The 24,685-nt window shown below is 63.1% G+C and carries 23 protein-coding genes; 16 read left to right on the top strand and 7 right to left on the bottom strand.

Going from position 1 to position 24,685, the window contains the following annotated elements:
• The first annotated feature begins 37 nt into the window (after positions 1-37).
• The 3 genes from CVE41_RS03955 (at position 38) to CVE41_RS03945 (ending at position 2,378) form a co-directional block, all read left to right on the top strand.
• Positions 38-1,045 carry an alpha/beta fold hydrolase gene (locus tag CVE41_RS03955; RefSeq protein WP_100259482.1) on the top strand — a complete coding sequence of 336 codons (1,008 nt, stop codon included), beginning with the start codon at positions 38-40 and terminating at the stop codon, positions 1,043-1,045.
• The gene (locus CVE41_RS03950; protein ID WP_100259481.1) at positions 1,042-2,139 is read left to right on the top strand and encodes an NAD(P)/FAD-dependent oxidoreductase; all 1,098 of its coding nucleotides are present in this window, start codon (positions 1,042-1,044) and stop codon (positions 2,137-2,139) included. Before CVE41_RS03955 ends, CVE41_RS03950 begins: the two co-directional genes overlap by 4 nt.
• Positions 2,140-2,201: 62 nt before the next feature.
• Positions 2,202-2,378 carry a YegP family protein gene (locus CVE41_RS03945; protein WP_100259480.1) on the top strand — a complete coding sequence of 59 codons (177 nt, stop codon included), beginning with the start codon at positions 2,202-2,204 and terminating at the stop codon, positions 2,376-2,378.
• Positions 2,379-2,381: 3 nt separating this feature from the next.
• On the opposite strand, the gene rnhA is transcribed toward CVE41_RS03945, so the two are convergent.
• The 3 genes from rnhA to ispH are packed head-to-tail and all read right to left on the bottom strand — an operon-like array spanning position 2,382 to position 4,803.
• Positions 2,382-2,828, bottom strand: a complete 447-nt coding sequence (gene rnhA / locus CVE41_RS03940) for a ribonuclease HI (RefSeq protein WP_100259479.1) — start codon at positions 2,826-2,828, stop codon at positions 2,382-2,384.
• 27 nt (positions 2,829-2,855) lie between these two features.
• The gene (gene thrB, locus CVE41_RS03935; RefSeq protein ID WP_100259478.1) at positions 2,856-3,812 is read right to left on the bottom strand and encodes a homoserine kinase; all 957 of its coding nucleotides are present in this window, start codon (positions 3,810-3,812) and stop codon (positions 2,856-2,858) included.
• Between the two features lie 13 nt (positions 3,813-3,825).
• The gene (gene ispH / locus CVE41_RS03930) at positions 3,826-4,803 is read right to left on the bottom strand and encodes a 4-hydroxy-3-methylbut-2-enyl diphosphate reductase (protein ID WP_100259477.1); all 978 of its coding nucleotides are present in this window, start codon (positions 4,801-4,803) and stop codon (positions 3,826-3,828) included.
• A 93-nt stretch (positions 4,804-4,896) separates the two neighbouring features.
• Between ispH and CVE41_RS03925 the strand changes: the two genes are divergently transcribed.
• The 9 genes from CVE41_RS03925 to tatC all read left to right on the top strand — a co-directional run bounded on the left by CVE41_RS03925 (position 4,897) and on the right by tatC (position 12,150).
• The gene (locus tag CVE41_RS03925; RefSeq protein WP_100261362.1) at positions 4,897-5,550 is read left to right on the top strand and encodes a hypothetical protein; all 654 of its coding nucleotides are present in this window, start codon (positions 4,897-4,899) and stop codon (positions 5,548-5,550) included.
• Between the two features lie 84 nt (positions 5,551-5,634).
• Complete coding sequence (argS, locus tag CVE41_RS03920; protein WP_100259476.1) at positions 5,635-7,374, top strand: arginine--tRNA ligase; 1,740 nt, start codon at positions 5,635-5,637, stop codon at positions 7,372-7,374.
• 2 nt (positions 7,375-7,376) lie between these two features.
• A complete protein-coding gene (locus CVE41_RS03915) occupies positions 7,377-8,084 on the top strand; it encodes an SPOR domain-containing protein (RefSeq protein ID WP_100259475.1) in 708 nt (235 codons plus the stop codon).
• A gap of 81 nt (positions 8,085-8,165) precedes the next feature.
• Positions 8,166-9,185 (top strand): beta-N-acetylhexosaminidase, encoded by a 1,020-nt coding sequence (nagZ, locus tag CVE41_RS03910; RefSeq protein WP_100259474.1) that lies wholly within the window; start codon positions 8,166-8,168, stop codon positions 9,183-9,185.
• The gene (locus CVE41_RS03905; protein ID WP_100259473.1) at positions 9,182-9,982 is read left to right on the top strand and encodes a segregation and condensation protein A; all 801 of its coding nucleotides are present in this window, start codon (positions 9,182-9,184) and stop codon (positions 9,980-9,982) included. Before nagZ ends, CVE41_RS03905 begins: the two co-directional genes overlap by 4 nt.
• Positions 9,979-10,569, top strand: coding sequence for an SMC-Scp complex subunit ScpB (scpB, locus tag CVE41_RS03900; protein ID WP_100259472.1), 591 nt, complete (start codon positions 9,979-9,981; stop codon positions 10,567-10,569). The genes CVE41_RS03905 and scpB overlap by 4 nt, the downstream gene beginning before the upstream one ends.
• A gap of 59 nt (positions 10,570-10,628) precedes the next feature.
• Complete coding sequence (tatA, locus tag CVE41_RS03895; RefSeq protein ID WP_100259471.1) at positions 10,629-10,859, top strand: twin-arginine translocase TatA/TatE family subunit; 231 nt, start codon at positions 10,629-10,631, stop codon at positions 10,857-10,859.
• A 24-nt stretch (positions 10,860-10,883) separates the two neighbouring features.
• Positions 10,884-11,342, top strand: a complete 459-nt coding sequence (gene tatB, locus CVE41_RS03890) for a Sec-independent protein translocase protein TatB (RefSeq protein WP_100259470.1) — start codon at positions 10,884-10,886, stop codon at positions 11,340-11,342.
• Between the two features lies 1 nt (position 11,343).
• A complete protein-coding gene (gene tatC / locus CVE41_RS03885) occupies positions 11,344-12,150 on the top strand; it encodes a twin-arginine translocase subunit TatC (protein ID WP_100261361.1) in 807 nt (268 codons plus the stop codon).
• Here the strand turns inward: tatC and CVE41_RS03880 are convergent.
• On the bottom strand, positions 12,135-13,784 hold the full coding sequence (locus CVE41_RS03880) for an amidohydrolase (RefSeq protein WP_100259469.1): 1,650 nt from the start codon (positions 13,782-13,784) through the stop codon (positions 12,135-12,137). The genes tatC and CVE41_RS03880 overlap by 16 nt on opposite strands.
• Before the next feature lie 109 nt (positions 13,785-13,893).
• On the opposite strand from CVE41_RS03880, the gene CVE41_RS03875 reads away from it, so the two are divergent.
• From CVE41_RS03875 to CVE41_RS03860, 4 genes are all read left to right on the top strand, one after another.
• Complete coding sequence (locus tag CVE41_RS03875; protein ID WP_100259468.1) at positions 13,894-15,147, top strand: threonine ammonia-lyase; 1,254 nt, start codon at positions 13,894-13,896, stop codon at positions 15,145-15,147.
• A 149-nt stretch (positions 15,148-15,296) separates the two neighbouring features.
• A complete protein-coding gene (locus CVE41_RS03870; RefSeq protein ID WP_100259467.1) occupies positions 15,297-16,139 on the top strand; it encodes an arginyltransferase in 843 nt (280 codons plus the stop codon).
• Between the two features lie 100 nt (positions 16,140-16,239).
• Positions 16,240-18,270, top strand: coding sequence for an autotransporter assembly complex protein TamA (locus CVE41_RS03865; RefSeq protein WP_232725786.1), 2,031 nt, complete (start codon positions 16,240-16,242; stop codon positions 18,268-18,270).
• The gene (locus tag CVE41_RS03860; RefSeq protein WP_100259466.1) at positions 18,270-22,472 is read left to right on the top strand and encodes a translocation/assembly module TamB domain-containing protein; all 4,203 of its coding nucleotides are present in this window, start codon (positions 18,270-18,272) and stop codon (positions 22,470-22,472) included. The genes CVE41_RS03865 and CVE41_RS03860 overlap by 1 nt, the downstream gene beginning before the upstream one ends.
• On the opposite strand, the gene CVE41_RS03855 is transcribed toward CVE41_RS03860, so the two are convergent.
• The 3 genes from CVE41_RS03855 to CVE41_RS03845 form a co-directional block, all read right to left on the bottom strand.
• Positions 22,466-23,029, bottom strand: a complete 564-nt coding sequence (locus tag CVE41_RS03855) for a fasciclin domain-containing protein (protein WP_100259465.1) — start codon at positions 23,027-23,029, stop codon at positions 22,466-22,468. The two genes, CVE41_RS03860 and CVE41_RS03855, sit on opposite strands and share 7 nt — an antisense overlap.
• A gap of 11 nt (positions 23,030-23,040) precedes the next feature.
• Complete coding sequence (locus tag CVE41_RS03850) at positions 23,041-24,060, bottom strand: hypothetical protein (protein WP_100259464.1); 1,020 nt, start codon at positions 24,058-24,060, stop codon at positions 23,041-23,043.
• Between the two features lie 85 nt (positions 24,061-24,145).
• Positions 24,146-24,574, bottom strand: coding sequence for a lysozyme (locus tag CVE41_RS03845; protein WP_232725785.1), 429 nt, complete (start codon positions 24,572-24,574; stop codon positions 24,146-24,148).
• Positions 24,575-24,685 lie beyond the last annotated feature (111 nt).

Raw genomic sequence — 24,685 nt, 5'->3', positions numbered from 1 at the left:
GCCCGTGCTACCGAAACATGCTTACCAAATAGTAACCATGCACTTTGCGCAGAACCGGGAGGCACCCATCAGCCAGGCCGACTTGCAGACAGATACCGCAGCCATCGACCGGCGCGCCATTCCGGCCAGCGCCAGCGAAAGCGTGTGGGAGGCATCCGACGGGCACACCCTGCGGCGAATCGACTGGCCGGGAGCGGGCGAGGGAGCGCGCGGATCGATCCTGTTCCTCCCCGGTCGCGGCGATTTCTACGAGAAATATCTCGAAACGCTCGAACAATGGCACCGGGACGGCTGGCGGGTCACTGCCGCCGATTGGCGGGGGCAGGCCGGGTCCGGCCGCCTTGGCGATGATGCGATCACCGGCCACGTCGAGGATTTTTCCGTCTGGGTGGCCGATCTCGAACATTTCTGGTCGGACTGGGTGAAGGCCACCCCCGGCCCGCACGTTCTGGCGGCGCATTCCATGGGCGGGCACATCGTCATGCGTGCGGTCGTCGACGGGGTGGTGTCGCCGGACGCGGTCGTTCTCTCCGCCCCCATGCTCGGCATGAGCGGGCCGCCTCTTCCGCTCCCGCTCCTGCACGGTGTGGCAAAGCTGATGACGCGAATCGGTGCCCCGACCCGCCCCGCCTGGAAGTGGAGTGAGAAACCGGGCGAAATCCCGGCGCGGCGGCGCGACCTGCTGAGCCATGACGATGATCGCTATGAAGACGAGTTGTGGTGGCGCGAACATCGCCCCGAACTGGTGATGGGGCCGGGGAGCTGGGGCTGGGTCGAACGCGCCTATGCCTCGACCCGCGTAATCGAGGCGCCGGGTGCGATGGAAAAGGTCCAGGTCCCGGTACTCATCTTCTCGACCGAGAACGACAAGCTGGTCAGCCACAAGGCTGCAGTGCGCGCCGCCCAAAGGCTGCCGCGCGGCGAACTGCTCGTCTTCGGTGACGAAGCACGGCACGAAATCCTGCGCGAAGTCGACGCGGTCCGAGACAGGGCCTTGGCGGGCATCGCCGAATTTCTCGACAGAGTTGCCCCGGCGAAGCAGTGACCGTCTACGATTTCGCTATCGTTGGAGCCGGCATCGCCGGTGCGAGCCTTGCGGCCGAACTCGCCGAGGGCGGGGCAAGCGTGCTCGTACTCGAAGCGGAAGACAGGCCGGGCTATCACTCCACCGGGCGTTCGGCTGCCTTCTGGGAAGAATGCTACGGCGGGCCGGAAATCGTGCCGCTCACGCTCGCGTCGGGCGACTACCTGCGGGAGAACGGCTTTCTGTCGCCGCGCGGCGCGCTCTATATCGGACGCGCGGAGGACCGCCCCGCGCTCGATGCCTTCATGACGCGGTTTCAGGATACCGGTGCGACGATCGAACGGATCGGTGCCGAGGCGCTGGCGGACAAGATTTCCGGGATCAGGTCGGACTGGTCGGATGCAATCTGGGAGCCGGCCTGCGCCGATATCGACGTTGCGGCGCTCCATGCGCATTACCTCTCGCGGGCGAATGCCTTTGGCGTAAAACTGGAATGCAGGTCGAAGCTGGCTAGCGCGCACCGCAATGACGGCAGCTGGGCCCTGCAGACCGAGCGTGGAGGCCGTTTCTCTGCGTCGGTTCTCGTCAATTCGGCAGGGGCATGGGCCGACGAGGTCGCTGCGCTCGCGGGGGCGAAACCGCTCGGCATCCAGCCGTTTAGGCGCACGGTGATCCAGTTGCGGACCGATCCCGCCCCTGTTCCCGACCAGCCGCTGGTGCTGGATATTTCGGGCAAGTTCTACTTCAAGCCGGAAAGCGGGCGGGTTTGGCTCAGCCCGCATGACGAGGAGCCGAGCGCCGCTTGTGATGCCGCGCCAGAGGAACTGGCGGTGGCAGAGGCGATCGACCGGTTGCAGGGCGTGGTCGACTGGAAGGTCCAGGCGGTGGAGCGCAAATGGGCGGGCCTGCGCAGTTTCGCGCCCGATCGCGCGCCGGTTTATGGCTACGACCCCGAGGTCGAAGGCTTCGCCTGGTTCGCGGGGCAAGGCGGGTTCGGTATCCAGACATCGCCTGCGGCCGCGCGGCTGGCCTCGCAATTGCTGCTGGGCAAGGAACGGGACGAGATGACCAGGGCGATCGATGCCTCGATCTACTCTCCGGCCCGCTTCCCCTAGCCAAGACTGCATCATTTGTTAGTGTAGGAGCCGAATCCAATCCACCGAAGGAGAGAATGCCGATGGGACATCATTTCGAAATCTATAAGGACAAGGCTGGCGAATACCGCGTGCGGTTCAAGTACAATTCGGAAACGATGTTCTCGACCGAAGGCTACAGCTCGAAGGACAGCGCCAAGAACGCCATCGCTTCGATCCAGAAGAACGGTCCGGGCGCGGAAACCGTCGACAACTCCTGATTTTCAGCCCTCGCCGACGAGCGCGCGATCCGCGGCCTGGTTGGCGAGGGTATCCACCCGCTCGTTTTCAAGGTGACCCGAATGGCCCTTGACCCAGTGCCATTCGATCTGGTGCCGAGCTGTCGCTTCGATCAGGTCGTGCCATAGCTCCGCATTCTTGACGGGCTTCTTGCTGGCATTGATCCAGCCGCGCTTCTTCCAGCCGTGTACCCACTTGGTGATCCCGTCGATCACGTACTTGCTGTCGGTATAGATATCGACTTGGCACGGCTCGATCAGCGCAGACAGGCCGCGGATCACGGCGGTCATTTCCATGCGATTGTTTGTCGTTTCCGGATCGCTCCCGGACAATTCCTTTTCGTGCCGCCCCATGCGCAGCAAGGCCGCCCAGCCGCCGGGGCCGGGATTGCCCTTGCACGATCCATCGGTGAAGAGTTCGATCTGTTTCATCGGCGCGGCCCTAGCGTGCAAAACGCCTCAGGCGAAGAGAGCGGTGCCGTTTTCGGCGTAGAAATCCCACCGCCGCACGAAATCCATCGGATCCTTGCGCGTGACCAGCGCGTCCGCGGGCGTTTCGATCCAGTCCTCCGCGCGGCTGGCGACAAACCGCAGGCAGGCGGCCTGGGTGAGCAATGGCATGGCTGCGCGCTCGTCATCGCCGAGCGGGCGGACTTCGCAATATCCTTCGACGAGGGCGCTTCCGATTGCAGGATCGTAAGTGCGGCCTGTCCCGTCGAAAGACCAGGCGGCGTGGGTCACGGCAAGATCGTAGGCCATTGCGCCCTGACACGCGAAATAGAAGTCGATCATCCCCGACACGGCGTCGCCGAGCATCAGGACATTGTCGGCGAAGAGATCGGAATGGATGATCGAAGAGGGCAGGTCGTCGGGCCATGCGGACACGATCGCACGCCCCCGCTCTATCGTCGCCGGAAGCGCAGGGTCGATCCCGGCAAGCGCATCGGCGTCCAGCGCTTCGAGCATGGCAAGCGTGCCCTGCGGCGCAAGGTCGTTTTCGCGCGAGAGGGCATAATCCTGTGCAGCGATGTGCAGTTCCGCGAGTGCTTTTCCGACAGCCTGCGCCTGCGCTGCAGTCGGCTGGTTGGGAGAGACCCCCGGAAGGAATTCGATCAGCGCAACCGCCTTGCCATCGACGGTGCGGAAAGCAGCGCCCGACTCATCGTGGATGGTCGCAGGAACCGGGCAATCTCGTTCTGCAAGGTGATCCAGCAGTCCGAGAAAAAAGGGCAGTTCGCCCGTGTCGATCCGCCGTTCGTACATGGTCAGGATGTACCGCCCGCCGGTGGTCTCGATCAGCCAGTTTGAATTCGATACGCCTTCCGCGATGCCCTTGGCCGAAACCAGTTCGCCCACATCGTAATGCGCGATCAGCTCCGCCAGGTCTTCGGCACCGAGATGGGTGTAAACGGCCAAGCTTTCGGCCCGATCAATCCATCAGCTGGCGCGGCAGCTTGAAGATCATGTTCTCTTCGGTGGTCGTGATCACCTCTTCGGAAACTGCCCGCCAGTCCGAAAGCCGATCGACGACTTCGCGCACCAGTTTTTCGGGCGCCGACGCCCCAGCGGTGAGGCCGAGCGTGCCGACGCCTTCAAGCCATTCGGGCTCGATCTCGGTTGCGCGCTGGATCAGCCGTGCATCCGTGCCCATGCGCTGGGCGACTTCGACGAGGCGCAGCGAGTTGGAGGAGTTCGGTGCACCAATGACCAGGACGAGGTCGCAGCCGCCGGCGATGTCCTTGACCGCGGCCTGCCGGTTGCTCGTGGCGTAGCAAATGTCCTCAGCCTTGGGCGCGACGATCTTCGGGTATCTTGCCTGCAGCGCTTCCACGATCTCGCGGGTGTCGTCGACCGACAACGTCGTTTGCGTCAGGAAGGACAGATCGTCGTCCTGCGTGAAAGGAAGTTTCGCGACGTCCTCGACGGATTCGACCAGCGTGATTCGACCATCGGGAACCTGGCCCATGGTGCCGATAACTTCGGGATGGCCTTCGTGACCGATGAACAGGATGTGCTGGCCCTTTTCGATCTGGCGTTCGGCCTGGCGGTGGACCTTGCTGACCAGAGGGCAGGTGGCATCGACGTAGAGCAGCTTGCGGCGCTCGGCCTCTGCAGGCACCGATTTCGGCACGCCGTGGGCAGAAAAGACGACCGGGGCATCGTTAGGCACTTCGTCCAGTCCTTCAACGAAGATCGCGCCCTTGGCTTTCAGGCTGTCCACGACGTAACGGTTGTGGACGATCTCGTGCCGGACATAGACCGGCGCGCCGTATTTGGTGAGCGCGCGCTCGACGATTTCGATGGCTCGGTCGACTCCGGCGCAGAAACCGCGCGGTGCGGCGATCAGCAATTTGAGCGGCAGGCGCGGGTCGTTACCCGAAGCGGTGGATGGAAAGGGGGCGTTCATGCGCGCCCCTCTAGCGCTTTGCATCGCGCCAAGCTAGGGCACGCACGCCCCGGCAGGGTCATTGAATACGAACACATGAGGAATGCCGCCGACATGATGAACCGCTTTCGCCTCCTTACTGCTCTTGGAATGGGTCTCGCACTCGCCGGATGCAAGAGCGACGGGCAATTGGTCGTGGCCGGTAACGCGGTCGGTATCACGGCGGTCAGGACCGCCTGTCCGGCAGTCGGCATCCCCGATTATACAGGCGACGTGACGCTGTTCCGCAGCGCCGATTCCCGCACGCTTGCCGATATGGACGTGACTGCGGCGATCACGAACCTCAACTCGACCTGCAACGAACAGGGCGAACAGGTCTACTCCGAAGCCAGCTTCGATGTCGTTGCACGCCGCGCCGATGTGCGGGGCGCGCGCACAGTGGAACTGCCCTATTTCTCGACCGTCCTGCGCGGCGGCAGCGCCGTCATTTCCAAGCGTGTCGGAACGGTGACGCTGACCTTCGCGGACGGACAGGAACGCGCCAGCGCAAGTGGCAAGGCGGCTGCCTTCGTCAATCGCGCGGAAGCGACGCTGCCCGCCGACATTCGCGAGCGCATTACGCGAAAGCGCCGTGCCGGCGATCCCGATGCCGCGCTCGATCCGCTGGCGGATCCCGAAGTGCGGGCCGCCGTCCAGCGCGCGACCTTCGAACTGCTGGTCGGCTTCCAGCTGACGCAGGAACAGCTGGGCTATAACGCCACCCGCTAATCCCTAGGCTTAGGGGGCGCGCGATCCGGGGGCGGCACGCCCTCGCATCTTGCCATTTCGCCTGATTCGTTTAGGCGCGCGGACATGGCTGACATGCAGACACTCCACGCCTCGTTCGCGGCGAAAATCGACGCCGTTCTCAATGCGCTAGAGATGGAAGGGCACCTTCCCGCGGGCGCAAACCGCGCAAACGTGACGGTCGAACCGCCGCGCGATCCCTCGCACGGCGATCTGTCGACCAATGCCGCCATGGTGTTGGCCAAGCAGGCGAAGACCAATCCGCGCGCGCTGGCCGAACTCATTATCGAGCATCTCGGCCGCGAACCCGACATTACCGAGGCGAGCATTGCCGGACCCGGTTTCATCAATATGCGCCTTGCCGACACCGCGTGGTTGCGCGAGCTCGAAGCGATTGCGGCTTTGGGTGCCGATTACGGACGCTCGGCCATGGGCGGCGGGCGCACGGTCAATGTGGAATATGTCTCGGCCAATCCGACCGGCCCGATGCACATGGGCCATTGCCGCGGCGCGGTCGTCGGCGATGCGCTGGCCGGCTTGCTGGAATTTTCCGCCCACGGCGTCACGCGCGAATATTACGTCAACGATGCCGGAGGCCAGGTCGATACGCTCGCGCGCTCGGCGCACCTGCGTTATCGCGAGGCGCTGGGCGAAGACATCGGCGCTATCCCTGAAGGCCTCTATCCCGGCGACTATCTGAAGCCGGTCGGCAAGGCACTGGCTGCTGAATTCGGCGACAAATATGCCTCCGCCCCGGAAGCCGAGTGGTTGCAGATCTTCAAGAAGAAGGCGGTCGCCGCGATGATGGACATGATCCGTGCCGATCTCGCCCTGCTCGGTATCAATCACGATATCTTCGCCTCCGAAGCCGAATTGCAGGAAGCGGGTAAGCCGGAAGAGGCCGAGAAGTGGCTGCGCGAACACGGATACGTCTATGACGGCGTACTCGAAGCGCCCAAGGGCAAGGCGCCGCCCGAAGACTGGGAGCCGGTGGAACTGCCGCTGTTCCGTTCGACCCAGTTCGGCGACGACCAGGATCGCCCGATCAAGAAGTCGGACGGTTCGTGGACCTATTTCGGAGCCGACCTCGCCTATCACTTCCAGAAGGCCGAGAAGGCCGATGCCCTGATCGACATCTGGGGTGCGGATCACGCTGGCACGGTCAAGCGGATCAAGGCCGCAGTCGCCGCGCTCACTCAGGGTGCCGACCGCGATGTGCCGTTCGACGTCAAGCTGGTACAGATGGTCAATCTGATGCGCGACGGCGAACCGGTGAAGATGTCCAAGCGTTCGGGCAATTTCATCACCATCGCCGACATGGTCGAGGAAGTCGGCAAGGACGTGGTGCGTTTCACCATGCTCACCCGCAAGCCCGAAGCGCAGATGGAATTCGACTTCGCCAAGGTGGTGGAAGCGTCCAAGGACAATCCCGTTTTCTATCTCCAGTATGCGCATGCGCGTATCCGTTCGACCCTGCGCAAGGCGGGTGTCGAGCCAAGCGACGCCCATCTCGACCGGCTGGGCGAAGGTGAATTCGCGCTGGTCCGCGAAGCCGCGCAGTTCCCGCGCATTGTCGAGGCTGCAGCCCGCGCCCGCGAACCGCATCGCATCGCCTTCTTCCTCGGCGATCTTGCCGCCGCCTTCCACAGTTACTGGAATGCGGGTAACGACGATCCGGCAAAGCGGATCATCCAGGAAGGCGATGCCGAACTGACCGGAGCGCGCCTGTTCGTGGCGTCGCAAGTCGGGCAGGTGATCCGCAACGGCCTCGGCATCCTGGGGGTCGAAGCGGTCGAGGAGATGTGAGCATGGCGGGCGGCGAATACGACCGGGACGAAGACTGGGAAGAGGGCGAGAACCTCGAACTGCTCGAGGACGACGAGCGGTTGCCCTGGCTCGAAGCGGATGACGACGACGATGGCGATACCGGCTTTGCCACCTCGCGCATCGTGCTGCTGGGCGTGCTGGCGGTCCTGCTGGTCGGCTCGTTCCTTGGCGGTGCCTGGTACTTCCTCGGCAGTCATGCCGACGAACCGCCGGCGGATGGCAGCCTGATCGCGGCGCCGGACGAACCCTACAAAACGCGCCCGGAAAATCCCGGCGGCAAGACCTATGCCGGAACCGGCGATACCAGCTTCGCAGTCGGTGAAGGTCAGACACGCGAAGGGCGCTTGGCCGACGATCCGGCTCCGTCTGCTGCCGTGCCCTCCATCGCGACTACGCTAAACGACGATGGTGCTACGCCAACGACTACTTCCTCTACATCTGCCGAGCTGGCCCTATCCGGCGTTGCGGTGCAGGTGGGTGCATTTCCGACGCGCACCGACGCGCAGGATGCCTGGGCCAGGCTGATGCGGCAGACCGAAGCGCTGAACGGAGTGCGCCACCGGATTGTAGAGGCGAAGGTCGATATCGGCACGGTCTACAGGCTCCAGGCGGTCGCAGGTGACCGTGCGTCGGCCAATCGCCTGTGCAACGCGCTGAAAACCGACGGATTGCCCTGTTTCGTGAAATAAGCCGCCCAAGCGGCGCTATTTCCACACTTCCTGCCTCTTGGCCGCTTGCCACTAGGAGGGAAGAAGCGCATTTTTACGCCTATGTTGCCCGCAATCTTCGGCATTTCCGGCCCCGAACTGACGGCCGACGAACGCGCCTTCTTCAAGGACGCCGATCCGGCAGGCTACATCCTGTTCGCCCGCAACTGCGAAAATCGCGATCAAATGCGGGCGCTTACGGATGATTTGCGCAGCATCCACGGCCGCGACCGACTGATAGTATCGATCGACCAGGAGGGAGGCCGCGTCGTGCGCATGAAGCCGCCCGAATGGCCGAAGTACCCCGCGGGAGAGGCGTTTGCGCGCCTCTTCGAAATCGCGCCAGCCAGCGCGATCGAGGCCGCGCGCGTCAATGCCGAAGCGATGGCGCGTGAACTGGCGCTGGTCGGCGTAAGTGTCGATTATCACGCGCCTTTCGACGTCCGCCGTCCCGAAACCGATGATGTGATCGGTGATCGCTCCCTCGGCAGCCACCCCATGCAGGTCGCCGCACTAGGTCGGGCCGTACTCGACGGGATGAGTCATGCAGGCGTGGTCGGTTGCCTCAAGCATATGCCTGGACATGGCCGCGCCACCGTTGACAGTCACAAGATGCTTCCCCGTGTGGAAGCGAGCGATGCGGAACTGGAAACCGACATCGAACCGTTCCGTACGCTGGCCGCACACCCACTGGGCATGAGCGCGCATATCGTCTTCACCGCCTGGGACGAGGAACGGCCCGCTACCCTGTCTCCCACCGTGATCGACAAGGTCATTCGCGGCCGCATCGGCTTCGACGGTCTCCTTCTGACAGACGATATCGACATGCAGGCGCTCGATGGAAGCATTCCCGACCGCAGCGAAAAGGCCCTCGCCGCGGGGTGCGACATCGTCCTCAACTGCTGGGCGAAAATGGACGACCAAATCGCCATCGCCGAGCGCCTCGGTGCCATGTCCGCCGAAACCGCCAGTCGTCTCGACCGGGTCCACGCAATGATGGGCGAACCTGCGGAATGCGCCGATACGGAAGAACTTCTCGCCAAGCGCGACGCCTTGCTTGCCATTGCGGAGGCGACTGCATGAGCGACGGCCTGCTGTTCACCGATGCTGCTCCCGAACAGGAAGAATGGGACGGGATCGCAGCGGAAGCGCCGGTCGATGAAGGCGCGCTCTATCTCGAGCTCGACGGATGGGAAGGCCCGCTCGATCTCCTGCTCGATCTGGCGCGCCGCCAGAAGGTTGACCTGCGGGAAATATCGATCCTCGCGCTGGTCGAGCAATATCTCGACTATATCGAGACGGCAGAAGCGCTGAAGCTGGAACTTGCGGCCGATTATCTCGTGATGGCTGCGTGGCTGGCCTACCTCAAATCGGCGATGCTGCTCCCCAAGGAAGAGCAGGAAGACCCGAGCCCGGAAGAACTGGCGCTGCGGCTGCAACTGCGGCTCCAACGCCTCGGCGCAATGCGCGATGCTGCTGCGCGCTTGATGGGCGGCGACCGGATTGGTCGTGATGTATTCCTGCGCGGCGCGCCCGAGGGGCTCGACATCGTCCGCAAGACAAAGTGGAAGTGCGACCAGTTCGCCCTGATCGAGGCATATGGACGGGTAAAGGCGCGCACAGCTCCTGCCATCCACATGGTGCGCGAGCGGCCCGTCATGACGCTCGATTCAGCGCTTGAGCGGGTATCGAACATGCTCGGCGTCACGCTGGAGTGGATGGAAATCCGCGACTTCCTCCCCCCGCACGCAGAACCGCGGCTGCGGCGCTCGGCGCTGGCATCCAGCTTTGTCGCCGCGCTTGAACTGGCGCGATTGGGCAAGGCGGAGCTCGCGCAGGAAGACACGTTCGGCCCCTTGCGCCTGAGGCGGGTCACATGACCGATCTCGAGCGCGCGATCGAGGCGGCGCTGTTTGCCGCGGAAGAGCCGATGACGGTCGAGGCGCTTGCCGGGTTCCTTGGCGATGCAGCCAATGCGGACGTGCGTGACGCTCTCAAGTCGCTTGGCGAGGCGTACAGCGAACGCGGCGTCCATCTGGTGGAGCGGGGCAAGCGCTGGCATTTCGAAACCGCACCCGATCTCGCGCACCTGCTGCGCAAGGAGAAAGAACAGGTCCGCAGGCTCAGCCGCGCCGCGACCGAGGTTCTGGCGATCATCGCCTATCACGAACCCGTCAGCCGCGCCGAAATCGAATCGATCCGCGGTGTGCAGACATCCGGCGGTACGCTGGACGTGCTGATGGAGGCTGGCTGGGTGAAGATCGCGGGCCGCCGCGAGGTGCCGGGCAGGCCGACGATCTACGCCACTACGCCTGAATTCCTCGACCATTTCGGTCTTACCAGCCGCCGCGACCTGCCGGGTATTGCGGAATTGAAGGCGACAGGCCTGCTCGATCCGGTCGACGATGCCTTTGAAGCGCTGACCGACAGCGGTGACGAGCAGGAAGAGTCTGAAGACGTCGCGTGACTGGCGTATCGCCTGTAGAGCGACTATATCTGCATCAACACTATCGAAAAGGTACTCTCATGTCGCTCGGCCCCTGGCAGCTTATCATCATCGCTATCGTCATCCTCGTGCTCTTCGGACGCGGCCGGATTTCGGAGATGATGGGCGATTTCGGCAAAGGCATCAAAAGCTTCAAGCAGGGCATGAATGAAGAGGATGCGGCTCCTTCCAAGCGGATCGAGCACGAGGCGAAGCCCGCCGACGAAGGCCTGACCAAGGACCAGGTCAACACGCCCTCCGACACCAAGTAACCTCACGAGAAGGCGCACACGCGCATGTTCGATATCGGCGCCGCCGAACTGCTGTTGATCGTCGTGGTGGCGATCATCGTCATTGGCCCGAAGGAAATGCCGCGCGCGATGCGCACGGCCGGACGCTGGATCGGCAAGCTGCGCCGCATGTCCGCGCATTTCCGCTCCGGGATCGACGAGATGGTCCGCCAGGCCGAGATCGAGGACATGGAAAAGAAGTGGGCCGACCGTAACGCCGAAATCATGGCGAAATACCCGACCGGCTCCGAAGCGGCAGGCGGCGGCCCTGAAATCCATCCCGGTGCCGAAATGCAACCGCTGGCAGGAGCCGAAGAGGCTCCGGACGCGGACGCCGCAGCAGAAGCTGCGATCAAGCGAGCCGCCCCGAGGAAAGCGCCCGAACACGGCGGCTCCGATGATAGCGAACCGGGACTTCCGCTCGGAGATCCGCCGGCCCCTCCGCCGGTAAGGGATGCCGATTGAAATGGCATTCGACATGAAGGACATCGACGAAAGCCAGGCGCCTTTGCTGGATCATCTTGTCGAGCTGCGCTCGCGGCTCGTGCGCTGTGTCGCGGCGCTGGTGGTGGCTTTCGGTATCTGCCTGTTTTTCGCAGACCAGATCCTCGGCTTCCTGGTCCAGCCGCTCAAATCGGCGTTCCCGGAAGGGCAGGGGCAGCTGATCTTCACCAAGCTTTACGAAGTGTTCTTCGTGGAACTGAAGGTCGCCCTCTTTGCCGGGTTCTGCATAGCCTTCCCCTACATCGCGAACCAGCTGTGGGCTTTCGTCGCCCCCGGCCTCTACGCGCGCGAGAAGAAGGCATTCCTGCCGTTCCTGTTGGCGACCCCGTTCCTGTTCCTCAGCGGCGCGGCCCTAGCCTATTACGTCGTCATGCCGACCGCGTTCGAGTGGTTCCTCGGCTTCGAAGGCGAGGCTGGCGGCCTTGCCATTAACGCGCTGCCGGCGGCGAACGAATATCTTGGCCTCGTCATGCAGTTCATCCTTGCATTCGGGATGAGCTTCCTTTTGCCCGTGTTGCTCCTGCTCCTGCACCGCGCAGGGATCGTCACGCGCGCACAACTGGTCGGCGCGCGCCGGTATGTCATCGTGCTGGTCGTGGCGCTGGCGGCGATCATCACGCCGCCCGACCCCGGCTCGCAGCTACTCCTCGCGATACCGCTGATCCTGCTTTACGAAGGCTCGCTCTTGCTCATGCGCCTGTTCGACAGCCGCGCAGCTAAGGATAAGCCGGAAGAAGCCGAGGCTTCCGCCGATCAATCGGCTTCGTAGACCTTGCGGCCATTGACCCAGGTTTCGAACACCTTGGTCGCGCGGATTTCCTCAGGCGTTGCCAGCAGCGGGTCGTTGTCGACCAGGATGAAGTCGGCGCGTTCGCCCGGCAACAGGCGGCCGAACCGCCCTTCTGCAAAGCCCGCGTAAGCTGCCTTCGAGGTAAAGCCTGCCAGCGCCTGTTCGCGGTTCACGCGTTCGCTCGGCAGCCAGCCGCCGAAGGGCTCCCCATTAGCGTCCATGCGGGTGATGGCGACAGCATAACCGGCAAAAGCGTCGGCCGGTTCGACCGGTGCGTCTGACCCGAACGCGAGGGTGCCACCCAGATCGAGGATAGTGTTCCAGGCGTAGGCGCCGTCCAGCCGATCCATGCCGAGACGCGCTTCCGCCATCAGGCGGTCGGAAGTCTGGTGAAGCGGCTGCATCGAGGCGATGATGCCATTATCGGCAAGCTTGGGCAGGTCTGCCGGATCGACGATCTGGGCATGCTCGACCCGCCAGCGCCGGTCGCCGTCGAAGCTTTCCGCAATCTCGTCGATCGCGTTCAGAAGTTCGGCGTTGGCGGCCGTGCCGATGGCATGGACGGCAGGCTGGAAGCCACCTTGCGCAGCGCGGACAAGGTTGTTGCGCAGCTGGGCAGGGGTCTGGAGAGGAAGGCCGTAATTGCCCGGATCGTCGGCGTAAGGGCGCTTGAGCCAGGCGCCGCGGCTTCCCAATGCACCGTCGAGATAGAGCTTCACACCGTTGAGGCGAAGCTTGTCGTCATAGAGCCACGGCGAGGGTCCGGACCCGCCGATCAGAACCATTTGCTCCGGACCGAAGGCATAGGACATGATCCGCAGATTGAGAGATCCTGTGTCGCCCGCGCGGCGGAACGATTGCCAGTCTTCGATGGTGGTACCCATGTCGGCAACCGAAGTGATGCCGTAGCGATGGAAGACCTTTTGCGCCTCTGCCAGCGCGAGATCGCGTTCCACCGCGCGCGGCGCGGGGACCGCCTTGTTCACAAGGTCCATTGCGAGATCGATGAAAACGCCGGAAGGCGTCTTCTTGTCGGAAAGCAGTTCGATCTTCCCCCCGCTGGGCGATTTGCTCGCAGCTGTGATGCCGGCGGCTTTCATCGCAAGCGTGTTGGCCCAGCCGGCATGGCCGTCAACCCGCTCGAGATAGACGGGACGGTCGGCAACCGCGCTGTCGAGTTCGGAAGCGGTCGGGAAGCGGCCGAGGCCCCATTTCTCCTGATTCCAGCCGCGCCCGAGGATCCACGGGCGTGCTTCGTTTTCCGCTGCAAAAGTACGGATCTTGTGCAGCGCCTCTTCCAGCGAAGTGGTGTCCGACAGATCCAGCGTCAGTGCACCAAAGCCGACGCCCATCACGTGAGCATGGGCATCGATCATGCCGGGCAGCATGACGCGGCCCTCTCCGTCTTCGCGATAGTCAGTCCGAGGCCGGTCTTCGCCTCGCTCGATCAGCTGGGCGATACGGCCATCGTCGTCGATCACCAGTGCCTCGAAGCGCTTCACCTTGCCTTCGGCATCAATCGTGATGCCGGAGACGTTGTCGACCAGGACGTCTGCCTGTGCGGGCACGGCAATAGTCGATGCGAGCAATGCGGCGAGGTATTTGGTTTTCATCAGGCAATCCCAATCCGGTAATTTTCCGACCCGTCGATAAGGCAAAGCTTGGCGGGGGCAAACCCTTTCGCCGATTGCAGCCCGCCTTCGCGGCACGTAGGTCAGCATCATGACCCAGGCAAATCCCATGCCCGCCGGAGACAAGGCAACCGATCTCCTGACACTCGACGATGTGCGTGCAGCCGCAAAGCGCATCGAAGGCGCGGTCGTACGGACCGAGCTGATGCATTCCATCACCCTGTCCGAAATTACCGGCGCGGATATCTGGCTCAAGTTCGAAAACCATCAGTTCACCGCCGCGTACAAGGAACGCGGTGCGCTCAATGCCTTGCTTCATCTGACTGAAGAACAGCGCAGCCGCGGGGTCATCGCGGCATCGGCAGGCAATCATTCGCAAGGACTTTCCTACCATGGCAGGCGCCTTGGTGTGCCCGTGACGATCGTCATGCCGTCGACCACGCCGAGCGTTAAGGTCATGCAAACGGAAAGCGTCGGCGGGAATGTGGTCCTGTTCGGCGAGACTTTCGACGAAGCCTATGACCATGCGCTTGAATTGGAGAAGGAGCGGGGCCTCACCTTCGTCCATCCGTTCGACGATCCCAAGGTGGCTGCAGGTCAGGGCACCGTCGCGCTCGAGATGCTGGCGGCGAAAGACGATTTCGATTGCCTCGTCGTGCCGATCGGCGGTGGCGGCCTGATGAGCGGCATGGCGACCGTTGCAAAGGCGCTGCGCCCGGAGATCGAGATGATCGGCGTCCAGGCGCAGCTATACCCCTCGATGTATTCGGCGGTGACCGGCGAAGAGCTACCATGCGGCGGCGATACGCTGGCGGAAGGCATTGCCGTGAAGAAGCCCGGCGACTTCACCCGTCAGATCATTGCGGAACTCGTGGACGAGGTCTTGCTGGTCGGCGAGCCCAAGCTGGAGCGGTCCGTGTCCCTCCTTCTCCAGATCGAGAAGACCGTCGTCGAAGGTGCAGGCGCTGCAGGCCTCGCTGCGGTTCTCTCAAACCCCGAGAAATTCGCGGGCAAGAAAGTCGGCCTCGTCCTGTGCGGCGGGAATATCGACACCCGCCTGCTTGCCAACGTCCTGATCCGCGATCTTGCGCGAAGCGGCCGTCTGGCGCGCCTGCGCGTGACGCTGCAGGACCGGCCAGGCGCGCTTTACAAGGTGATGCGCGAGTTCAACGACCACAACGTCAATATCATCGAGATCTACCACCAGCGGATTTTCACGACTCTCCCGGCCAAGGGACTCGTGACAGAAATCGAGTGCGAAGCGCGCGATCAGAGCCAGATCGACGGCCTGATCAAGACCCTGGAGGCCAAGGGCTATTCAGTCGAAATGGCAGAGCTGGAATAGATTCGGCTCGCAAGCGGCGGAATCCCAACGCTTTTCCGCCGGCGATTCCTTTTTCATGGTTAAGGCACTTTTAACCGGGCCTCCGATCCTGCATAAAGAATGCGTTAAACATAAATAATCGCACGCAATTCGAAGGATGCCTTTCACTCGTGACGGCCCCGATCCGCTTCCCCCGCTTCTTCGTGACGAGCCCTGCGCCGTGCCCCTATTTGCCGGGCAAGAGCGAACGCAAGGTCTTCACCGAGTTGCGCGGCGAAAGCGCCGACGAATTGAACGAAGCGCTCGGCCGCATCGGTTTCCGGCGGAGCCAGACCGTCGCCTATCGCCCATCGTGCCTCGATTGCCAGGCCTGCGTATCGGTCCGTGTCGTCGCGAACGAATTCAAGGCGTCTTCCAGCCAGAAGCGTACTCTCAAAGCGAACGATGACCTGGTGGTCAGCGAATGCCGGCCCTGGGCGACCGACGAACAGTACGAATTGCTGCGCAAATATCTTGCCCATCGCCACCCGGGCGGGGGCATGGCAGAGATGGACGAATCCGACTTTGCAGATATGGTGGAACATACGCCCGTATCCAGCTATGTGGTTGAATATAGGGAGCCGGGAGTTGGGTCGCAGCCAGGTCGTCTGGTCGGGGCCTGCCTAACGGACATTCAGGGTGACGGGCTGTCGATGATCTACAGCTTCTATGACCCTGAGATCGAGGATCGCGCCGGACTTGGGAATTTCATCATCCTGGATCACATCCGCCGCGCGGGCGCGCACGGCCTTCCCTATGTCTATCTCGGCTATTGGGTCGAAGGCTCGGGTCGGATGCAATACAAGGTTCGTTACCGGCCGCTCGAAAAGCTCACCCGTGGCGGATGGGAACGCATGCCCGAATTCGAACAGAAGCGGCTCATCGCCGCTGCGACCAAGCCGCGCGAACAGCGCGGATTGGAGCCTCTTCCCTCCAAGGACGGAAGTCAGCGCGAATACAAGCTCGCAGAATAAAAGCGCCAACCTGTTCCTGAGAACCTGCACCGCTGCACTGGCTTTGATCAGTTATCCTGTGCTTGCGCAGGATATGCAGGCGCCCGAGCGACTCGAGGACTTGATCCCCGACAGTGCCCTGGAGGACCCCGAAGCCTGGGCGCAGCAAGGCGTGGATGCGCCTGAGGAGGATGCCTCCGAGGACATACCTGACCCGAGCACCCCGATCGCGGACCCCATCGGAATCGAGATCGCCTGGCCCGACGAGATGGAAATCGACGGGTTCGAAGCCCTCGAGCCCGAAGAAGACATAGAGTTCGCCGATCTCGATACGGGAACTCCCGTGATCGCATTCGAAGACGCCGAGATCGAGAAAATTGCCGACAATCTGGTGCTCGGTTTCCCGCAAGCCGAGCCCCCATTCTCGGAGCGTGGCGATTTCGTCGCGCGCTACGAAGCGCTCTCGACGATCGAGGAACTGGGCGATTCCGATGCCAATGTCGCCCAGCTCGCCGCACGGGCCCGCGAAGATGAAGAATTGCTCGGAAACCTGCTGCGCGTCTACGGCTATTACGACGGCGAGATCATCCGTTCGATCGGGACCGTCGCTCCCGGTGACGAGGTATCTCTCGAACGGCCAGCGGTTCGCTTCGACGTGATCCCCGGAGCCCGCTTTCGCTATGGCGCGATCGACCTCGGCAATCTCGATGCCGCGCCCGACTACGCTTTGCTGCGTGACACCTTCGAGATACAGCCTGGCGACTATCTGCAAAGCGACAAGATCCTGCAGGAGCAGTTCGACCTCGACCGTGCGCTGGGCGAGAATGGCTATGCGTTCGCCGAGATCGACGAGCCCGAGCTGCTGATCGATCATGATCGCGAAGAGGGTGACCTTACCCTCCCGGTCGAACCAGGCGGCAAGTATGTCTTCGGCGAAGTCGTCAGCAGCGATCCGGGCTTCCTTTCGGGCCGACACATTGCCTCGATCGCGCGTTTCGAACCGGGCGACACTTACAAGCGCAGCCTTTCGCTGGACCTGAGGCGTGCCGTCACCGCGACGGGCCTCGTTTCGACTGTTTCGGTGACCCCTCGCGAAGTACGGGCGCCGACCGGTGACGAGCCGGGCGTCGTCGCGATGGACGTGGAAATGACGCGCGCCAAGCTGCGCACGATCGCAGGCGCAATCGGTTACGGCTCCGAAGAGGGTTTCCGCGTCCAGGCAAGCTGGGAACACCGCAACATGTTTCCTCCCGAGGGCTCGCTCAGGGTCCGCGGGATCGCGGGAACGCAGGAGCAGCTGGCGGGTGTGACATTCCGCAAGAACAATTTCGGCGGACGGGACCGTGTCCTCACGCTTGATGCCTATGCCACCACCATCGATAGCCCGGCCTTCGATGCACGTACCGTCGCGATGGTCGGTACTTACGAGCGCAAGTCGACGCTTCTCTTCCAGAAGCCGATCAGCTGGTCGGCTGGATTCGAGCTGCTTGCGACGCAGGAACGCCCACCGGAGGTCGATGGGGTTGCGAGGCCGCGCCAGACCTTCTTTGTATTCGCACTGCCGGGTTCGGTGCTGCTCGACACGACGGACGATCTGCTTGATCCGACCCAGGGTTTCCGGCTCGGCGGCCGGTTGTCGCCCGAAGCGTCGCGAACAAACGGCACAGAGAGTTTCTACCTGCGTAGTCAATTCGACGCGAGCTATTACCGGTCGGTAAGCGACAGCGTCGTGCTTGCGGGAAGGGCCACATTCGGCTCGATACCTGGAGCCCCCCTTGAAGCGATTGCACCCTCCCGGCGTTTCTACGCCGGCGGCGGCGGATCGGTGCGCGGCTATGGATTCCGCGAGATCGGCCCACGAAATGAGTTCAATGAACCTTCGGGCGGACGAAGCCTGGTCGAACTGGCCGCAGAGGCGCGGGTAAGGACCGGCTTCCTTGACGGTGCAGTTTCCGTGGTTCCCTTCATCGACGCCGGTTCGGTGGGAACGGGCACCACGCCCGATTTCGATGAAATCAAGGTCGGCGTCGGTGTCGGTGTTCGCTATCATACCGGCTTCGGCCCGTTGCGCCTGGACGTTGCCACGCCGGTCAATCCCGGACCTGACGATGCGCCGGTTGCGGTCTATGTCTCGCTTGGTCAGGCGTTCTGATGGCCGAAGTGGAAACACAGGCACCCGCCACGGCAACCAAGTCCCGCTCGCGCGTGGGCCGCGCGGGGAAATGGCTGCTTGGCGGTCTTGGAGCCCTCGTCCTCCTGGTTGCTGCTGCTCTTGTTATTTTGAACACTCCCATCGGGGAGCGCTTCCTCGCCGACCGGATCGCGCGGCAAACCTTTCCCAACGGCCTCAACATCGCCATCGGCAGGATCGACGGCAACATCTATGGCGAAGCGGTTCTCCACGATGTGCGCCTGTCGGATCCGCAAGGCGTATTCCTGACGATACCGCGCGCGGAAATCGACTGGAACCCTCGAGGCTGGCTCAACAACCGGCTCGACATCGACAGCTTCGTCGCGCGGCGTGCGACCTTGGCGCGTTTGCCGGAATTTCTTCCGAGCGAAGAAGAGGGTCCGATCCTCCCCGGCTTCGACATCGCCATCGACGAGCTTGAAATCGACAACCTCATGTTGGCGCCCGGCATCGCCGGAGGCGAGGCGCAGCGTGTCGACCTGACGGCAGAAGTGCAGGTCGAGGATCGGCGGCTGTTTGTCGACGGCGATGCTCGACTGGGCGAGAATGACACCCTCGCGGTCTTGCTCGATGCGGAACCCGATGGCGATAATTTCGACATCGAAGCAGATGTCTCCGCCTCGGCGGACGGGGTCATCGCTTCCCTCATTGGCCTGTCGGCTCCCTACGAGGCGCGGGTTAGCGGGGACGGCACCTGGTCGGCCTGGAATGGTTACCTTTACGCCCAAAGCGAGGGCGAGCGAGTGGCGGCGCTCAAACTGTCGAACCGGAAGGGCACTTTCGGTCTTCTGGGCAAGGTCGATCCCTCTGGTTTTCTCGAGGGTCTCCCGGCCAACGCACTTGGCGACGATGTCGCGCTGAGCTCACGCGTCACCATCGATAATCGCGCGTTCGACGGACGTACGATCCTTTCCGGCCGCGGCATCTTTCTCGACGGAGAGGGCCTGATCGATCTCGCCGAGAACAGGGTGGACGATTACGATGTCTCCGTGCGGCTGCGCGATCCGGAACTCTTCGGGGAAAGTTTGCGGCTCGAAGATACTACCGCAACGGCAACGCTGGATGGCGCTTTCAGCGACCTCGATATCGCGCATGACCTGCGTATCGGGGCGCTGGTCTCGGGCGACACGCGGCTGGCCGGGCTTGCGCAGCAGGGAACGGCTCGCTTCGACGGCAGTACTTGGACGCTCCCCTTGTCGGTCAGTGTCGAGCGCGTCTCTACCGGCAACGCTCTTGTCGACCCGCGGCTGGTGAATGGCGCTCTGAGAGGCCGCCTGCAGTTGGCAGGTAACCGCTTGACCGGCGATGATTTGCGTATCGCTTTTCAGGGGCTCGCTGCCAATCTTGCCCTGAGGGGCGATCTGGCTGCTGGGCGATACCAGCTTCGTGGTCCTGTGCGCGCCAATGGCCTTGCGCTCGACAACGTCGGAAGAGCGGGCGGGACCGCAATGATCGATTTCGACCTCCTGCCCGGAGGATGGCGTCTTGGCGCGGATCTCGATGCGCGTATCTCGCCTGTTACCAACGACACGCTGGCAAACCTTGCGGGCAGCACCATCCGCGTGCGCGGCGGCATAGCAACTGGCAGCGCGGCGGCGCTCGATTTTTCGACCATGCGCGTCAATGCCGAAAAGCTGCGCATGGTGCTGGACGGTTCGGTAGCGGGAGGGACCACGCAACTGGCCGGATCGGGCACACATACGGAATACGGTGACTTCACCGTCCAGGCCAGCATCGCCGATGACGGGCCCACTGCAGAACTGGTGTTCGCGCGCCCGTTTGCCGGGCTGGAAGACGTGCGGGTCGCCATCGCTCCGACCGAAGAAGGCTTCGCTATCGATACTCGGGGGGGCTCCGTCCTGGGCCCATTCGACGGGACACTTGCCCTGTTCGCCCCTGCCGATGGTCCTACCCGCATCGATGTCCAGCGGCTGACCCTTTCCGACACATCGGTCGAAGGTAGCCTAACCTTGGTTGATGGAGGCGCGGACGGACTTCTGGATCTTTCGGGCGGCGGCCTGTCCGGGACGATCGGCCTTGCGCCGCGCGCAGGGCAACAGTTTGTCGATCTCGATGTAGAGGCACGCAACGCGAGTTTCGGCGGAGATACACCGATCACGGTCGCCAGAGCGGATATCGATGCCGAAGGACTGATCGGCGACGGAACCACCAATTTCAGCGGAACGGCGAATGCGCAGGGCCTGCAATACGGCAATATCTTTATCGCAAGGCTGGCAGCGCAGGGCGAGGTTGAGAACGGTGTCGGCAGCGTGGATGCGCGCATTACCGGCCAGCGCGGGGTACGGTTCGCACTTGATCTCAACGCGCGTTTCCGGCCCGAAAGGATTGCGGTAGCCGCGCAGGGCGAATTCGCCGGTCGCTCGATCAACATGCCGCGGCGCGCCGTTCTGACGGCACAGGAAAGCGGCGGCTGGGTCCTGGCACCTACACAGCTTTCATATGGCGATGGCGGAGCGATCGCGTCCGGACGTTTCGGGGGCGGCGATCTCGCGCTCGATCTCAAGCTTTCGCAGATGCCGCTTTCACTCGCGGATGTCGCGATCTCCGGCCTCGGTCTTGGCGGCACGATTTCAGGAACCGTCGAATACAACAATTCGAAGGGATCACTGCCGACAGGGCTCGCTCGCGTGAAGGTCGACAATCTGAGCAGGTCGGGCCTCGTACTGACGTCCAAGCCGCTCGATCTCGCGCTCGTTGCGCGCCTTCAGCGCGACAGTTTCCAGGCGCGGGCCACGCTCGACAATGAGGACATCCGGCGCGGCAGGGTCCAGGCGCTGATCACCAATCTGCCTGCGCAAGGCAATGTCACCCAGCGGCTGCGGGCAGGGCGGCTCGACGGCCAGCTTCGCTTCGAAGGCGCTGCGGAAAGCCTGTGGAGGCTGGCGGCAATCGATGCGTTCGACCTGACCGGGCCGGTGTCCATCGCGGCGAATGCGACCGGCTCGCTCGCGGAACCGCGCGTCAGGGGTACGGTGTCGAGCGACGATCTGCGGGTGCGCAGTCCCCTTTCGGGCACAGACATTCGCGATGTGACCATGCGCGGCTCTTTTGCCGGCTCGCTCCTGCGATTGACCAGTTTTGCCGGGTCTACCGCCAATGGTGGTCGGGTTTCCGGTAGCGGGATCGTTGACCTCGAAGGGCTGGGTGAACGTGTCGAAGGACGTTTCGTTGAAATCCGCGGTCCGACGCTCGACTTGAGGGCTGCTGCCAGTAACGCACAATTGCTCGATGCCAACGGCCTTTCGGCCACAATTACCGGTCCGCTCCGCATCGTTTCCAACGGACTGGGCGGGACCATCGCCGGCCGCGTTCTGGTCAACCGGGCAAGCTGGAAGCTGGGCACGGCAAGCGACGATCTCAGGTTGCCGCGTATCAGCACGCGTGAGGTAAACCTTCCCGCGGACCGTCGTCGCACGGTGGCGGCGAGCAGACCTTGGCGTTACCTCATCGATGCAAAAGCCGACAGCCGGATCGACGTCGACGGAATGGGCCTCGATAGCGAATGGGGCGCGGACATTATCCTGCGCGGCACCACCGATGATCCGCGGATCGGGGGAAGCGCACAGGTGGTCCGCGGAGATTATACTTTTGCCGGGACGCGGTTCGAACTCACCCGCGGCGAAATCGATTTCGATGAAAACGTGCCGGTCGATCCCCGCCTCGACATTCGCGCCGAGACGGAAGCGAACGGCGTGAACGTTATCGTCACGATCACGGGCAGCGCGACGCAGCCGGAGGTTGCCTTCAATTCCGATCCGGCACTTCCGGAGGAAGAAATCCTCGCACGTCTGCTGTTCGGCGGCTCGATCACCACACTTTCAGCCACCGACGCCCTGCAGCTCGGCGCGGCTGTTGCCAGCTTGCGCGGCGGCGGCGGGATGGACCCGATCAACCAGTTGCGCTCGGCGATCGGCCTCGACCGGCTCCGCATCGTGGGCGCCGACGCCGCGCTTGGCCGCGGGACCGGCGTCGCTCTTGGCAAGAACATCGGACGACGCTTCTACGTCGAGATTATCACCGACGGACGCGGCTATAGCGCGACGGAACTGGAGTTCCGCGTCACCAGCTGGCTCTCACTTCTAGCGAGCGTTTCGACGATCGGGCGCGAGAGCATCGTCGCCGAGGTAAGCCGCGACTATTGAGGGGCGAGGACACTGTCGATCGGGATTATTACCCCGTTCGTCGCAGCTTCTGCGTTGCCGACAAACGTCGCGCTTTTCCCGTCTTCACGGGCCACGGTCAGAGTTTCGCCTTCACTGCTGAATACGACATCGCTGCCGCCCATGGTGGTGACAGTCACCTCGCCCCCCTGGCTTTCGATAGCCGAGAGGATGTCTTCGGGGCGCAGGTAGCCCGGCAGCATGTGATCGCGCAACAGGCCTACCAGAAGGGGACGCTGTTCTTCTGTGAGGAGCTTTTCGCCTGCTTCTCCCAGAACTTCGAATGCCGCGTCGTTAGGAGCGAGCAGCGTGTAGCTTCCAACGCCATCGAACACGCCCATCAGGTTGCTGCTCACCAGAGCATCGTTGATGGTCGATAGATCGGAAGCGTCGCCCAGGGTGGCTGCCATGGTCTGGCTCCCGTTGGAGAGCGTTGCACCCGAATTTTCGGTTTCGTCTGCGGTCTCGCCGCATGCCGGGAGGAGCACTAGTCCACCGAGGGCGAGCGCGAGCGCGAAGCGATTGGATGTCTTCGTCATTTTGGATTTCCTCAGGTCAGCAGATCGATGACGGCCGCAACAAGGCGGGTTTCGGGATCGACCCGGTACACGTAGCCATCGGAATACCGGTACATGGAGTCCGGCGTATCGTAATAACGGTCACGATATGGAGCCGGCACGTTGTAAACGTCGTAACCGCGCGGCATGGGCTGGCCCACGCTGAATTCGTCGCCGGTAATCAACGCAGCGACCGACATGATCGCGGCGTCCTCGGGATCGACGCGGTAAATCACATTGTCGGCATAGCGATAGCGATCGCGGCTGCCGAGACCGTAGTAATCGACATAGTAGTCAGGAACGTCATAGCTCGCATAACCGCTCGGCCAGACATTACCGATGCCCAGCGCACCACCGAGCAGCGGAAGCCAGCCGGAAATTCCGCTGTCTCCGTATCGTACGAGGTAGCCGTCGCGGTAGTAGTAGTCCCCGCGGCCGTAATTGGTCAGGCCGAATAGGCTGGGGCGATAATCGCTGCCGAAAAGGCTGCGGCGATAGTCGTCCTTCACCTGTCCTGGCGGATTGCAGCCGTTGCGCTTCTTCGCAAGGCCGGGAGGACACCCGTCAACCAGGCCGCGGTCCCGCTGTTCGCGGGTTAGCCAGAAGCCGCGCCCGTCGTAGGCAATACGAACATCGCGGTTGTCATTGCCGCGGTCTTCATACCGGACGCGGTCCGCGTTGCGGTTCCCGTTGTTTCCTTGACCATTACCGCGATCGTAAGTGCGCGCCGCATTGCGGTTGCCGTTACCATTGCCGTTCCCGCGCTCGGGATTCCCGGCCTGCACCGGCCGGCGGTCGCGGCCTCGGTCTGCCTTCGCGTTGCCGTTTCCGTTGCCGCGGGCTTCCTGGCCCTGAGGGCCGCGATCGGCCTTGGCGTTGCCGCCACCCTTGTTCTGGGCAGCGGCAGGCTTGCCCCCTCCGCGGTCATTTCCGTTACCTTTGCCGTTACCCTGGGCGTAGGCTCCGCTCGCGGCGAGCGCGACAGCGGCGGCTCCTGCCAGCAAAATACGCATTTGTTAATCTCCTTTGCCAGCTTCAACGGAGGGCCGCCCCATCCGGTTCCGGTTCATTTTTTGGCAAGTTTTTCAATCGCGAAGCTCAGGAGCGATAAAGGCGGGCTTCCGCCGCACGCCGCCGGACCAAGCCTTTCAGAACCCTGCCACCAGCATGCTTCCAGCGGGCGAATTCCAGAACGGCCTCGTCGTGGCGACCGGCGCAGTGGAGACGGGTGAGGGTGGCGCGTTGGATCGCCCCGGTGTTGTAGTGAAAGCTGACGAGTGCATCGAACTGGCCTTGCGTTGTCGGAGCGTCCCCGACCGCAGCTGCCACCTCTGCCGCATAGCGTTTGAGGTCGGCTTCCAGACGGGCGTCGCATTGGTCCTTTGTCCAGACTGTATCGGGTCCGATATCGGGGCCTGTCGCGCCCCAGCCGATTGTCCAGGGGGCTCCGCCGGTTCCGGGATCGGGATAGGCTTCGATCATGCCGTCGCGACGCAAGCGCGCGCAGCCTTCGAAACTCTTGATCAATTGGATTCCCGCTTCGCCGGTCCGACAGAGTGGAACGGGTGGAACACGGTCCTGGGACAAAATTTCTGATGACCCGTCGATCGCATGATCGAGAGCCTCGACCTCGGATTG

Origin of the sequence: Qipengyuania seohaensis (assembly GCF_002795865.1) — a bacterium.
In the GTDB taxonomy this organism is placed as follows: Bacteria; Pseudomonadota; Alphaproteobacteria; order Sphingomonadales; family Sphingomonadaceae; genus Qipengyuania; species Qipengyuania seohaensis.
The sequence above is the reverse complement of the archived record's forward strand: the minus strand, read 5'-3'. Positions and strand labels throughout refer to the sequence as shown.

What these genes read in the sequence shown, in the direction of transcription:
- CVE41_RS03875 (WP_100259468.1), top strand. Translation starts at nt 13,894, where the DNA reads ATGACCCAGGCAAATCCCATGCCCGCCGGAGACAAGGCAACCGATCTC.
- tatA (WP_100259471.1), top strand. Translation starts at nt 10,629, where the DNA reads ATGTCGCTCGGCCCCTGGCAGCTTATCATCATCGCTATCGTCATCCTC.
- CVE41_RS03880 (WP_100259469.1), bottom strand. Translation starts at nt 13,784, where the DNA reads ATGAAAACCAAATACCTCGCCGCATTGCTCGCATCGACTATTGCCGTG.
- nagZ (WP_100259474.1), top strand. Translation starts at nt 8,166, where the DNA reads ATGTTGCCCGCAATCTTCGGCATTTCCGGCCCCGAACTGACGGCCGAC.
- scpB (WP_100259472.1), top strand. Translation starts at nt 9,979, where the DNA reads ATGACCGATCTCGAGCGCGCGATCGAGGCGGCGCTGTTTGCCGCGGAA.
- CVE41_RS03860 (WP_100259466.1), top strand. Translation starts at nt 18,270, where the DNA reads ATGGCCGAAGTGGAAACACAGGCACCCGCCACGGCAACCAAGTCCCGC.
- CVE41_RS03855 (WP_100259465.1), bottom strand. Translation starts at nt 23,029, where the DNA reads ATGACGAAGACATCCAATCGCTTCGCGCTCGCGCTCGCCCTCGGTGGA.
- CVE41_RS03955 (WP_100259482.1), top strand. Translation starts at nt 38, where the DNA reads ATGCACTTTGCGCAGAACCGGGAGGCACCCATCAGCCAGGCCGACTTG.
- ispH (WP_100259477.1), bottom strand. Translation starts at nt 4,803, where the DNA reads ATGAACGCCCCCTTTCCATCCACCGCTTCGGGTAACGACCCGCGCCTG.
- CVE41_RS03925 (WP_100261362.1), top strand. Translation starts at nt 4,897, where the DNA reads ATGATGAACCGCTTTCGCCTCCTTACTGCTCTTGGAATGGGTCTCGCA.
- CVE41_RS03905 (WP_100259473.1), top strand. Translation starts at nt 9,182, where the DNA reads ATGAGCGACGGCCTGCTGTTCACCGATGCTGCTCCCGAACAGGAAGAA.
- CVE41_RS03850 (WP_100259464.1), bottom strand. Translation starts at nt 24,060, where the DNA reads ATGCGTATTTTGCTGGCAGGAGCCGCCGCTGTCGCGCTCGCCGCGAGC.
- tatC (WP_100261361.1), top strand. Translation starts at nt 11,344, where the DNA reads ATGGCATTCGACATGAAGGACATCGACGAAAGCCAGGCGCCTTTGCTG.
- CVE41_RS03945 (WP_100259480.1), top strand. Translation starts at nt 2,202, where the DNA reads ATGGGACATCATTTCGAAATCTATAAGGACAAGGCTGGCGAATACCGC.
- argS (WP_100259476.1), top strand. Translation starts at nt 5,635, where the DNA reads ATGGCTGACATGCAGACACTCCACGCCTCGTTCGCGGCGAAAATCGAC.
- tatB (WP_100259470.1), top strand. Translation starts at nt 10,884, where the DNA reads ATGTTCGATATCGGCGCCGCCGAACTGCTGTTGATCGTCGTGGTGGCG.
- CVE41_RS03915 (WP_100259475.1), top strand. Translation starts at nt 7,377, where the DNA reads ATGGCGGGCGGCGAATACGACCGGGACGAAGACTGGGAAGAGGGCGAG.
- rnhA (WP_100259479.1), bottom strand. Translation starts at nt 2,828, where the DNA reads ATGAAACAGATCGAACTCTTCACCGATGGATCGTGCAAGGGCAATCCC.